The 11,838-nt window shown below is 63.4% G+C and carries 13 protein-coding genes; 5 read left to right on the top strand and 8 right to left on the bottom strand.

Annotation, left to right across the window (positions count from 1 at the left end):
- Positions 1–19: 19 nt before the first annotated feature.
- Both nadD and TK06_RS24925 read right to left on the bottom strand, forming a co-directional pair.
- On the bottom strand, positions 20–706 hold the full coding sequence (nadD, locus tag TK06_RS24930) for a nicotinate-nucleotide adenylyltransferase (RefSeq protein ID WP_063324226.1): 687 nt from the start codon (positions 704–706) through the stop codon (positions 20–22).
- Position 707: 1 nt separating this feature from the next.
- Entirely contained in the window at positions 708–1,979 is a 1,272-nt protein-coding gene (locus TK06_RS24925) for a glutamate-5-semialdehyde dehydrogenase (RefSeq protein WP_063324225.1), read from the bottom strand.
- Between the two features lie 196 nt (positions 1,980–2,175).
- Between TK06_RS24925 and TK06_RS24920 the strand changes: the two genes are divergently transcribed.
- Together TK06_RS24920 and TK06_RS24915 are read left to right on the top strand one after the other, a co-directional pair.
- Positions 2,176–2,853, top strand: coding sequence for a DNA-3-methyladenine glycosylase (locus tag TK06_RS24920; RefSeq protein ID WP_063324224.1), 678 nt, complete (start codon positions 2,176–2,178; stop codon positions 2,851–2,853).
- Positions 2,854–2,911: 58 nt separating this feature from the next.
- Positions 2,912–4,228 (top strand): bifunctional DedA family/phosphatase PAP2 family protein, encoded by a 1,317-nt coding sequence (locus tag TK06_RS24915; RefSeq protein ID WP_063324223.1) that lies wholly within the window; start codon positions 2,912–2,914, stop codon positions 4,226–4,228.
- 66 nt (positions 4,229–4,294) lie between these two features.
- Here TK06_RS24915 and TK06_RS24910 read toward each other — a convergent pair whose 3' ends face one another.
- From TK06_RS24910 to TK06_RS24900, 3 genes are read right to left on the bottom strand one after another with little or no spacing between them, the layout of a single operon-like run.
- The gene (locus TK06_RS24910; RefSeq protein WP_014340384.1) at positions 4,295–4,885 is read right to left on the bottom strand and encodes an LON peptidase substrate-binding domain-containing protein; all 591 of its coding nucleotides are present in this window, start codon (positions 4,883–4,885) and stop codon (positions 4,295–4,297) included.
- A 10-nt stretch (positions 4,886–4,895) separates the two neighbouring features.
- Entirely contained in the window at positions 4,896–5,612 is a 717-nt protein-coding gene (locus TK06_RS24905; RefSeq protein ID WP_063324222.1) for an LrgB family protein, read from the bottom strand.
- Positions 5,609–5,974, bottom strand: a complete 366-nt coding sequence (locus TK06_RS24900; protein WP_063324221.1) for a CidA/LrgA family protein — start codon at positions 5,972–5,974, stop codon at positions 5,609–5,611. The genes TK06_RS24905 and TK06_RS24900 overlap by 4 nt, the downstream gene beginning before the upstream one ends.
- Positions 5,975–6,301: 327 nt before the next feature.
- Between TK06_RS24900 and TK06_RS24895 the strand changes: the two genes are divergently transcribed.
- From TK06_RS24895 to TK06_RS24885, 3 genes are all read left to right on the top strand, one after another.
- On the top strand, positions 6,302–6,757 hold the full coding sequence (locus TK06_RS24895; protein WP_003185804.1) for a MaoC family dehydratase: 456 nt from the start codon (positions 6,302–6,304) through the stop codon (positions 6,755–6,757).
- Between the two features lie 102 nt (positions 6,758–6,859).
- Entirely contained in the window at positions 6,860–8,578 is a 1,719-nt protein-coding gene (locus tag TK06_RS24890) for a C13 family peptidase (protein WP_063324220.1), read from the top strand.
- 27 nt (positions 8,579–8,605) lie between these two features.
- The gene (locus tag TK06_RS24885) at positions 8,606–9,247 is read left to right on the top strand and encodes an oxidoreductase (protein ID WP_063324219.1); all 642 of its coding nucleotides are present in this window, start codon (positions 8,606–8,608) and stop codon (positions 9,245–9,247) included.
- A gap of 250 nt (positions 9,248–9,497) precedes the next feature.
- Here the strand turns inward: TK06_RS24885 and TK06_RS24880 are convergent, their stop codons facing one another.
- From TK06_RS24880 to mpl, 3 genes are read right to left on the bottom strand one after another with little or no spacing between them, the layout of a single operon-like run.
- A complete protein-coding gene (locus TK06_RS24880) occupies positions 9,498–9,782 on the bottom strand; it encodes a YceK/YidQ family lipoprotein (protein ID WP_003205913.1) in 285 nt (94 codons plus the stop codon).
- A complete protein-coding gene (gene ubiX / locus TK06_RS24875; RefSeq protein ID WP_063324218.1) occupies positions 9,775–10,422 on the bottom strand; it encodes a flavin prenyltransferase UbiX in 648 nt (215 codons plus the stop codon). The genes TK06_RS24880 and ubiX overlap by 8 nt, the downstream gene beginning before the upstream one ends.
- Complete coding sequence (gene mpl / locus TK06_RS24870) at positions 10,419–11,768, bottom strand: UDP-N-acetylmuramate:L-alanyl-gamma-D-glutamyl-meso-diaminopimelate ligase (RefSeq protein ID WP_063324217.1); 1,350 nt, start codon at positions 11,766–11,768, stop codon at positions 10,419–10,421. The genes ubiX and mpl overlap by 4 nt, the downstream gene beginning before the upstream one ends.
- Positions 11,769–11,838 lie beyond the last annotated feature (70 nt).

Below are 11,838 nucleotides of genomic sequence, written 5' to 3'. Positions count from 1 at the left end.
GCCTTGAAGCACACCTTTTTCAGTTCGACGCACGGTAAAGCCCGTGCGCATCGATGTAGGCCAGGACCGCGTCGGGCACCAGGAAACGTACCGACTTACCGCTGGCCAGCAGTTGACGGATCTGGGTGGCGGATACCGCGAGCGGCGTCTGCCAGACGAATGCAATCTGTCCGCTCGGCCCTTTCAGGGCCAGCGGGTCGCTCACCGAGCGGGCCGCCAGCAGGTTGCGCAAGGCATCCGGCGGCTCGCTGTCGGCATCCGGGCGTTGCAACACCAGGATGTGGCAATGCTGGAGCAACTCTTCCCAGCGATGCCAAGTGGGCAGGCCGCAAAAAGCGTCCCAGCCCAGAAGCAGAAAAACCTGGGCATCAGCGGCCAGTTCGGCGCGCATCAGCTCCAGGGTATCAATGGTGTAGGACGGTTTGTCCCGCTGCAATTCGCGGGCGTCCACCACCAACGGCGCCACACCGGCCACCGCGCACTCGACCATCGCCAGGCGGTCCTGCGCCGACACCTGCGGCGTATCCCGGTGAGGCGGCCGGGCGCTGGGCGTCAGGCGTAGCTCATCGAGGGCCAGGGCGTCGGCGACTTCCAGCGCACCGCGCAAATGGCCGATGTGCACCGGGTCGAACGTGCCGCCCAGGATGCCAATGCGCCGGGGCGCAGTTGTCGTCGTCACAGCGGCTGACGGGTCGAGATCGCCCAAGTCAGACTGGCTCCTGTCCGCGCAACTGGCCGTCACCGACCACGATGTACTTCTCGCAGGTCAGGCCTTCGAGGCCCACCGGGCCGCGGGCGTGCAGCTTATCAGTAGAAATGCCGATCTCGGCACCCAATCCGTATTCAAAGCCATCGGCGAAGCAGGTCGGGGTGTTGATCATCACCGACGCAGAATCCACTTCGGCCACGAAGCGCCGGGTTTCACCCAGGTGTTCACTGACAATGGAGTCGGTGTGGTGCGAGCCGTGGCGATTGATGTGCTCGATGGCCTCGTCCAGCCCGTCGACCACACGGATCGACAGGATCGGCGCCAGGTATTCGGTGTCCCAGTCTTCTTCCGTGGCCGCAACGGCCTCGATGATCGCCCGGGTGCGCTCGCAACCGCGCAGCTCGACGCCTTTTTCGCGGAACTGGGCAGCCATCGACGGCAGGAAGTCCTTGGCCACGGCCTGATCCACCAACAGGGTTTCCATCGCGCCGCAGATGCCATACCGGTAGGTCTTGGCGTTGAAGGCGATGCGCTGGGCCTTCGGCAATTCGGCGTGGGCGCTGACGTAGACGTGGCAGATGCCGTCCAGGTGCTTGATCACCGGCACACGGGCGTCACGGCTGACCCGCTCGATCAGGCCCTTGCCGCCACGCGGCACGATGACATCGACGAACTCGGGCATGGTGATCAATGCGCCGACTGCGGCACGGTCAGTGGTTTCCACCACTTGCACCACGGCCGCCGGCAGATCGGCCTCGGCCAGGCCGCGCTGGATGCAGGCGGCAATGGCACGGTTGGAATGGATCGCCTCGGAGCCACCACGCAGGATGGTCGCGTTGCCCGACTTCAGGCACAGGCTGGCGGCGTCGATGGTCACGTTCGGCCGCGACTCGTAGATGATCCCGACCACACCCAGGGGCACGCGCATCTTGCCGACCTGAATGCCCGATGGCCGGTAGCTCATGTCGCGGATCGCCCCGACCGGGTCCGGCAGGGCCGCGACCTGACGCAGACCGACGATCATGCCGTCGATGCGGGCCGGGGTCAGCGCCAGGCGTTCGAGCATGGCCGGTTCCAGACCATTGGCCCGGCCGGCGGCCAGGTCCAGTTCGTTGGCAGCGGACAACTCGGCACGCGCAGCGTCCAGCGCATTGGCGGCGGCCTGCAGGGCGCGGTTTTTCTGCGCGGTGCTGGCCCGGCCGATGATGCGCGACGCTTGGCGAGCGGCGCGACCCAGGCGGGTCATGTAGTCAAGAACGGACTCAGTCATGGTCTGTGTGGTCTTGGCGATGAGGAAAGCGGCAGATTATAGCTGTCGTAACCCTCGACTAACAGCATGGACTCACAGTGGTGACCGGCGGAGCAGCAAAACAGGCGTAAACAGCCGGTTGAAGCGACTGTTCAGCGGTGATTAAGCTTTCCGTTGCTATCATCGCGCTTCCTTTGGCCTCCCTCTGTTTATCGCCATGACCGATTTGCCATCGCCCAACGCCCTGCCCCACGCCTTTTTCGATCGCGACGCCCAGGTGCTTGCCAAGGACCTGCTGGGCAAAGTCATCCGTCACAAGGTCGGTGACCTGTGGCTCAGCGCGCGGATCATCGAGACCGAGGCGTATTACTTCGCCGAAAAGGGCAGCCACGCCTCGCTGGGCTACACGGAAAAGCGTAAGGCTTTGTTTCTGGATGGCGGCCACATCTATATGTACTACGCCCGGGGCGGCGATTCGCTGAACTTCAGCGCCCAGGGCCCGGGCAATGCGGTGTTGATCAAATCGGCGTACCCGTGGGTCGACGCCCTTTCCGGGCCGGCGAGCCTGGCGCAGATGCTGCTCAACAACCCCGACGCCCAAGGTCGGCCGCGTACGCCGCAAAAGCTCTGTGCCGGCCAGACCCTGCTGTGCAAAGCGTTGGGGCTGAAAGTGCCGGACTGGGACGCCAAACGCTTCGACCCCGAGCGTTTGCTGGTGGAAGATGTGGGCGTGCCGACGGTCAACGTGATCCAGACCACCCGCCTGGGCATTCCCTTGGGACGGGACGAGCATTTACCCTACCGCTTCGTCGACGCCGCCTACGCGCCCTGGTGCACCCGGAACCCGCTGCGACGGGGGCAGGTCGAAGGTCGCGATTATTTCTTGCTTGGATGAACACACCGCTCCCACAGTAAAAAAAGCATGCTGCTTAATATCCAATGGAGTTGTATTTATGGGCCCATGGCTCGATAGCATCACCGGCTGGTTGACCGTCAACCCGCAATGGCTGGCGGTGGCGGTGTTCATCGTCGCCTGCGTGGAGTGCCTGGCCATCGCCGGCCTGATCGTGCCGGGTACCGTGCTGTTGTTTGCCATCGCCGTGCTGGCCGGCAGCGGCGCGTTGTCCTTGGGCGAGACGTTGCTGCTGGGCCTGCTTGGCGGGCTGCTCGGGGACCTGGTGTCGTACTTCCTCGGCCGGCATTTCCACCAGAACATCCGCCGCCTGCCCGGGCTGCGGCATCACCCGGAATGGATGAGCGCGGCGGAAAACTATTTCCAGCGCTACGGCATCGCCAGCCTGCTGGTGGGGCGTTTTATCGGCCCGCTACGGCCCATGTTGCCGATGGTGGCCGGAATGTGCGACATGCCGTTCCCACGCTTCGCCGCCGTCAGCGTGTTGGCCGCGGCGGGCTGGACCGTGGCGTACCTGCTGCCGGGCTGGGCCACCGGGGCGGCGTTTCGCCTGCCGCTGCCTGAAGGCTTCTGGCCACAGGCCGGCGTGGTCATCGGCAGCATCGCGGTGATGATCGGGCTGAGCGTCAACAGCAGCCTGCGTCGTCATCGCCATGCCACGGCGCTGATCGCCGGCCTTGGCCTCGTGATCCTGATCGGCCTGTTCATCGGTTTTCGTTACCTGACGGCGTTCGACCAAGGCTTGATGGCCCTCGTCCAGGAGCATCGCAGCGCGACGCTGGATGAAATCGCCGTGACCTTCACGCTGATCGGCGAATTCCGCTACATGCTGATTGTCTGCAGCCTGTTGACCGGGTTATTGCTGTTGGCACGGCAATGGCGGCAGGCGATCTTTGCCGGGGGCACGATGCTGCTCACCTCCCTGGCCAACACGGGCAGCAAACACTTCTTTGCCCGTGTGCGCCCGGAAATCCTCACCGACCCGCTGACCAGCTACAGCATGCCCAGCGGCCACTCCTCCGGGGCATTCGCGCTGTTCCTGACCCTCGCCGTCCTGGCCGGCCGTGGTCAACCGCCACGCCTGCGCCTGACCTGGCTGCTGCTGGGCTGCCTGCCGGCGCTGGCCATCGCCCTGTCGCGGGTTTACCTGGGCGCGCATTGGCCGAGCGACATCGTCGCCGGGGCGATGCTCGCCGCCAGCATCTGTGCGGCCGCCCTGTGGCTGAACCAGCGCCAGACCCCGCTACCGGCCATGTCGCCGAAAGTCTGGTGGCTGATCCTGCCCGCGCTGGTGGCGGTGTTCAGCTTCTTCGCGCTACGGCACTTGCCGCATGCGATGTTGCGGTATGCCTATTGAGCGGCGCGCCAATGAACACTGGAGATCCATGTGGGATCAGTGTTACTCAGTGAAATATGAGTTGAGTCAGGCGAAGAGCTCGCCCTGCAGTTCATCGAGCAAGGCCTGGATCGCATCCAGGCGCTGTTGCGGATCATCGAGTTGCAGCAGGTCGATCTTGTCCAATTCGTTGAACGGCAGCAGGTAAGCCAGTTGATTGGCCAGCGACTGCTGACCGGTCGCTTCGGTGCCCATGTTCAACGCCTCGACCATCGGGTGCTCGGCCAGGGCCTTGAGCAGCGCCACCAGGTCGGCGTCTTCCTCTTGCAGCGGTTGCTCCGGTTCTTCTTCCAGCCACTCGACTTCAGCGACCGTCAGTTGATCCGCCTGGACGCTGCTGCCATGGACGATAAAGCGCCGCCCGCCCTGCACGCGAATGCCCAGCAGACCATTGTCCTGCTGGGAGAAATCAGTGATACGCGCCTCACAACCGACCCGCGCGTAGCCTTCAGGCGCGATGCCGACTTCCTCGCCATCGAGGATGCACACCACGCCGAAGCCTTCGCCCTTTTTCATGCAGCGCCCGATCATGTCGAGGTAACGCGCCTCGAAAATCTGCAAATCGAGGATGCAACCGGGGAACAGCACGGTGTTCAACGGGAAAAGCGGCAAGCTCATAACCAGTTCCTTAAACCGTCATCGACACCACCAACGGCAGCAACACCGCCGTGGCCACGCCCATCAGACTCATCGCCAGCGCCGCGAAGGCGCCTGTCTCCTCGCTTTCCTGCAATGCCACCGACGTACCCACCGCATGGGCCGCCAGCCCCAGGGCCATGCCCCGGGCCTCAGGACTGTGGACACCCAGCTTCGTCAGAATGCCCGGACCGAGGATCGCCCCGAGCACACCGGTAATCAACACAAACACCGCCGCCATCGCCGCCACACCGCCGATCTGCTCGGCCACCAGCATGGCGATCGGCGAGGTCACGGACTTGGGCGCCATGGTCATCAGAATCATGTGCTCGGCACCGAAAGCCCAGCCCAACACCACAGCAGAGCCCGTGGCAAACACCCCGGCTATCACCAGCGTAGTAAAAATCGGCCAGAACAACTGCCGGATCCGTCGCAAGTTCAAATACAACGGCACCGCCAGGGCGACCGTGGCCGGCCCCAGCAGGATGCTGAGGATCTCGGTGCTCTTGCGGTATTCGGCATAGTCGATGCCGCAGCCGACCAGCACGATGATCAACAGCACCATCGACATCAGCACCGGTTGCAGGAACACCCAGCGAGTCTTTTCGAACGCCGCCAGCACCAGTTGATAGGCGCCCAGGGTAATGCCGATGCCAAACAGCGGATGGTGGATCACCGAGGTCCAGGCACCTTGCCAGTCGAGCATCATTGGCTGTCCTCCGGGGCGGCAATGTGACGCCGGGCCAGGCGCTGCATCAGCACCCCCGTCAACGCCACGGACAGCACCAGGGACAACGTCAACGCGCCGACGATGGCCCAGAAATCGGCGGCAATGGCCCGGGCATAGACCATCACCCCCACCGCAGGCGGCACCAGCAGCAATGGCAGATAACGCAGCAGGCTGCCGGCGGCCAGGTTCAGCGGCTCGCTGACTTCGCCGCGCATGACCAGATAGCCCAGCAGCAACAGCAGGCCGATGATCGGCCCCGGCAACACGGGCAGGAACAAATGATTGATCGCAGTGCCCAGCAATTGAAACAGCACCAGCCAGGTCAGGCCCCGTAGCAACATCCGCTCTCTCCCCCTGCAACAGATCCAATGAACGCGCCAATTCGGTTCACGGCGTGACGGTGTGGCGAGGGAGCTTGCTCCCGCTTGAGTGCGCAGCGCTCATAAAAAAATGGGGCCGCTGCGCAGCCCAACGGGAGCAAGCTCCCTCGCCACGGAATCAAACGCACACGCGCCGGCATTATAAGCATGCCCGCGCTATGGGTCGGCATTCGTAAAAAGCATGTTCGGTGACCTTACTTGCGCGCCATGTTGATCTACAGTGGTTCTCCGGGGATGCCGATCCCCGCTCCAGAAAAAGTAAAACAGATGAACCCAAGGAGAGTCTCAATGCCCTACGTCCCCGTTGCAGCGCTCAAAGATTATGTCGGCAAGGAACTTGGACGTTCCGAATGGCTCACCATCGACCAGGACCGCATCAACCTGTTCGCCGAAGCCACTGGCGACTTTCAGTTCATCCACGTCGATCCGGTCAAGGCCGCGCAGACCCCGTTCGGCAGCACCATTGCCCACGGTTTCCTGTCGCTGTCGCTGATGCCCAAGCTGATGGAAGACATCCTGATCCTGCCCGAGGGCGTGAAAATGGTCGTCAACTACGGGCTGGACAGCGTGCGCTTCATCCAACCGGTGAAGGTCGATTCCAAGGTCCGGCTCAAGGTCGACCTGGTGGAAGTCACCGAGAAAAAACCTGGCCAATGGCTGCTCAAGGCCACCGCCACGCTGGAAATCGAAGGCTCGGAAAAACCGGCCTACATCGCCGAGCCGCTGTCGCTCTGCTTCGTGTAAACCTATGCGGTCGCGAAACCGCTCGTGCAGTTTCGCATCGCTTCTCTATGTTCAACGCGCATAGCTGCGGCATACTCGTGGCCTGATGACCTGGATCCCGTTATGCGCTTACTTGTTCCCCTGACCCTAATCTTGTTGCTCACCGCCTGTGGCAACGGCGAATCGCCGCTGCCTCCCGACGCGCGCCTGCCCGACGGCGGACGCTATCGCGGCGACCTGGTGGACGGCTTGCTGCAGGGCCAGGGGCGCATCGATTACCCCAATGGCAGCTGGTACACCGGGCAGTTCGACAAAGGCCAGTGGCACGGCACCGGGGAATGGCATGGCAGCAATGGCGAGGTCTATCGCGGCCAGTTCCAGCAGGGCCTGTTCCATGGCCAGGGCAGCCTGACCACACCGACCAGCAGCTACACCGGCGGCTTCAAGCTCGGGCGGCGGGACGGTGAAGGGACGCTCAAGGAAAACGGCATGACCTACCGGGGCGAGTTCAAGGCCGACCGCTATTCCGGCCTCGGACGCCTGGAGCTCGACGACGGCAGCCAGTACCAAGGCCCCTTCGCCAACGGCAAGCCCAACGGTGAAGGCCAGCGCTTCGACGCCAGCGGCAACCAGTTCACCGGGCATTTTGTCGATGGCCAACTGCAGGGCAAGGGCACCTTCAACAGTGCCGAGGGCGATGTCTACATCGGCGGCTTCAAGAACAACCAGCTCAACGGTCGCGGGCGCTACGAAAATGCCGACGGCGATGTCTGGATCGGCCAATTCAAGGATGGCGCGCTGACCGGCAAGGGCGAACTGATCGGCGCCGACGGCAGCCACTATCTCGGACAATTCAATGATTGGCGCTTTACCGGCGAGGGCCGTCTGAACCTGCCCGACGGCAGTTTTTACGTCGGCCAGTTCGAAAGCGACAGCTACCACGGGCGCGGCACCCTGGCGCTGACCGACGGCACCGTGCAAAGCGGCACCTGGGCCAACGGCCAACGGGTGCGCGACGCGGATGGCAGGCTGCTGCCGGATGTGCTCGAACTCGGCTTGCTGGCCCAAGGTCGCCTGCTGGACGATGCCCTCGCCAACATCCCGGCCTCGACCCCGGCGGTGGAGCTGTACAGCCTGACCCTGGGCGGCGACGGCAAGCAAAGCGTGTTCCTGCGCGAGTCCGACTATGTCGCCAACATGCTCGCCAGCCGTTTCGGCGCGTTCGGGCAGATCCGCCTGGTCAACCACCGCGATCACCTCGGCGACCGGCCCATGGCCAGCCGCGAAAGCCTGCGCCGCGCCGCTGCCACCCTGGCCGAACGCAGTGGTCCGGAAGACCTTATCTTCCTCTACCTGACCAGCCACGGCACCAGCGAACATGAACTGGTGCTCGACCAGCCGCGCATGGAACTGGCCGACCTGCCCGCCGATGAACTGGCCGTGGTGCTGGCGCCACTGAAGAACCGCGACAAGATCGTGGTGATCTCGGCCTGTTATTCCGGCGGCTTCATCCCGGCACTCAAGGATGAACGCACATTGATCATGACCGCCTCCCGGGCCGACCGAGTGTCCTTCGGCTGCTCCGAGGAAGCCAACTTCACCTATTTTGGCGATGCGCTGTTCGCCCAGGCATTGAACCAGACCGACGACCTGGAGCAGGCCTTCAAGCGAGCCAAGGCCACCGTTGCCGAACGCGAACAGGCCGACAACTTCGAAGCGTCCGAACCGCAGATGTGGGCGCCGAGGACGGTCCTTTCCCACTGGCAACTGCTGCGCAAACAGCAGGCACGTAAAGCGTTGCAAAGTGCTGCATTGAACGACGAGGCCACAAAGAGCAACTAAGCTGAACCGTATCAAGGGGGAAACACTATGTACTTGACGCCTCAGCATGTTTTGCTCGCCGGTGCTACCGGGCTGACCGGGGAACACCTGTTGGACCGGCTGCTCAATGAGCCGACCATCACTCGCGTATTGGCGCCTTCACGTCGGCCACTGGCTGAACATCCACACTTGGAAAATCCGGTTGGGGAGCCGGCCCAGGTGCTGCCACAACTCAGTGGCCAGGTCGACATCGCCTTCTGCTGCCTCGGCACAACCATCAAGAAAGCCGGCTCTGAAGCCGCCTTCCGCGCGATAGACCTGGGCCTGGTCGTGGCGTTTGCCAAGCGCGCCCGGGAGTTGGGCGCACGGCACCTGGTGGTGATCAGCGCACTGGGAGCCGACGCCAAGTCATCGATCTTCTACAACCGGGTCAAAGGCGAAATGGAGGCCGCACTCAAGGCCCAGGGCTGGCCGCAACTGACCATTTGCCGGCCTTCCCTGCTGCTGGGAGACCGGGTTGAACCGCGCCTGGCCGAGCAACTGGCCGGGCCCTTGTCGAAGCTGATTCCAGGCAAGTACCACGGCATCGAAGCCTGCCAACTGGCCCGGGCCATGTGGCGTCTGGCGCTGGAAGAGCAGGACGGGGTGCGGGTGGTGGAGTCGGATGAGTTGCGTAAGCTGGGGAAATAGGTATGTGGTGTAAGGGAATTGTGGCGAGGGGATTTATCCCCGCTGGGCCGCGAAGCGGCCCCTAAGGCAGCTAACTCGATCAGTCTGATACTCCGCGTGCTCCGGTTTTGGGACTGCTTCGCAGTCCAGCGGGGATAAATCCCCTCGCCACAGGCGTTCACCTGCCAGAGGAGCTTCCTCACCACAGGAGATTCCCTTGCCACAGGAATCTCCTCAACACAGCTAGATCTTCTCAACCGGAGAGCTGGCGCTACAACCCGCCAGTCGCCTGAAACCCCACGCCTATCGCCGTGAACAACGACAACGGCAACAACAAGGTATCGAGCAGCGCACTGCCCGGCAGATCGAGACCTGGGTAACTCGGCGCCTCGGCGCCAAAGCGGTCCTTGGCGCAGCAGCCGCCGTTGAGGGCGTACAGATCCAGGCGCGTGCCGGCGTACACCACCGGCGCGCCAGGCTTGGCGGCGTCGAGGGTGCGGGCGGTGGCGCAGCCGGTCAATTGCAGCGCCAGCAGCACGATCAGCAGCTTATTCATCGCTGCTCAAATGATGCTCGCCCCAGCGCGGCAACATGTCTTGAGGGATGTTCAGCAGGTTGAGAATCCGCGCGACCACGAAATCGATCAGGTCATCGATGGTCTGCGGTTGGTGATAAAAACCCGGCGACGCCGGCAGGATGGTCACGCCCATGTTCGACAACTTGAGCATGTGCTCCAGGTGAATGCTCGAATACGGCGCTTCCCGCGGCACCAGGATCAACTGGCGGCGCTCCTTGAGCGTGACGTCCGCGGCCCGTTCGATCAGGTTGTTGCAGGCCCCGGTGGCAATCGCCGACAGCGTCCCGGTGGAACAGGGCACCACCACCATGGCCGCCGGCGCCCCGGAGCCCGAGGCCACCGGCGACATCCAGTCTTCCTTGCCATACACGCGAATCTGCCCCGCCGCCGCACCGGTGTATTCGGTGAGGAAAGCCTGCATCATCTGGGTCTTGGACGGCAGGGTCACGTCGGTCTCGGTGGCCATCACCAGTTGCGCGGCCTTGGAGATGAGGAAGTGCACCTCGCGGTCTTCCCGCACCAGGCAATCGAGCAGGCGCAAGCCGTACTGGACACCGGAAGCACCGGTCATCGCCAGGGTAATGCGTTCCGGGCCACTGCCCTCCAAGTGAGTGTTCATTTCAGGGCCTCGGCCAGTTTGCCGTGCAGGCCGCCGAAGCCGCCATTGCTCATGATCACCACGTGGGTGCCGGGCTGGGCCTGGCTCTTCACGCGCTCGATGATACCTTCCAGGGAATCACTGACAATCGACGGCACCGTGCACAGCGCGGCGGTGGCGCCGAGGTCCCAGCCGAGGTTGGCCGGTGCGTACCAGATCACCTGGTCGGCATCGACCACGCTTTCCGGCAGGCCATCACGGTGCGCGCCGAGCTTCATGGAGTTGGAGCGCGGCTCGATGATCGCAATCAGTGGTGCATCGCCGATGCGCTTGCGCAAACCGTCGAGGGTGGTCGCGATAGCGGTCGGGTGGTGGGCGAAGTCGTCATAAATAGTGATGCCGTTGACCTCGGCGACTTTCTCCATCCGCCGCTTCACGCTCTTGAACGCGCTCAACGCTGCAATGCCCATGGACGGCACCACGCCGACATGCCGGGCCGCCGCCAGGGTGGCCAGGGCGTTGGCGACGTTATGCTGACCGGTCATGTCCCACTCGACCACGCCTTGGGACACGCCTTCGAACATGACCTCGAACTGCGAACCGTCGTCCTTGAGCAACTTCACTTGCCATTGCCCACCCGCGCCGGTGGTTTGCACCGGGGTCCAGCAGCCCATCTCGATCACCCGCTGCAACGCCGGCTCGGTGGTCGGGTGGATGACCAGGCCTTCGCTGGGGATGGTGCGCACCAAATGATGGAACTGCCGCTCGATGGCCGGCAGATCGGGGAAGATGTCTGCATGATCGTACTCAAGGTTATTGAGGATCGCCGTGCGTGGACGGTAGTGGACGAATTTCGAGCGTTTATCGAAAAACGCGCTGTCGTATTCGTCGGCCTCGATCACAAAGAACGGCGTACCGCCCAGGCGCGCCGACACCGAGAAATTCTGCGGCACGCCGCCGATCAGAAAGCCCGGGCTCATGCCCGCGTGCTCCAGCACCCAGGCGAGCATGCTGCTGGTGGTGGTCTTGCCATGGGTGCCGGCCACGGCCAGGACCCAACGGCCCTGCAGCACGTGATCGGCCAGCCACTGCGGCCCGGACACGTACGGCAGGCCTTTGTTGAGCACGTACTCCACCGCTGGGTTACCCCGGGACATGGCGTTGCCGATGACCACCAGGTCTGGCGCCGGATCCAGCTGCGCCGGATCGTAGCCTTGGGTCAGCTCGATGCCCTGGGCTTCCAGCTGCGTGCTCATCGGCGGATAAACATTGGCGTCGGACCCGGTGACGTGATGGCCCAGCTCCTTGGCCAGGACCGCCATCGAACCCATGAAAGTGCCGCAAATACCGAGAATATGGATGTGCATAGTCGACCTCATAAACATGGCCGCAGGTTAGCGTAGGGAGGGGGAAATCGCACCTTGTGTTTCGAACTTA

The sequence above is a fragment of the Pseudomonas fluorescens genome, from assembly GCF_001623525.1.
GTDB lineage: Bacteria > Pseudomonadota > Gammaproteobacteria > Pseudomonadales > Pseudomonadaceae > Aquipseudomonas > Aquipseudomonas fluorescens_Q.
The sequence above is the reverse complement of the archived record's forward strand: the minus strand, read 5'-3'. Positions and strand labels throughout refer to the sequence as shown.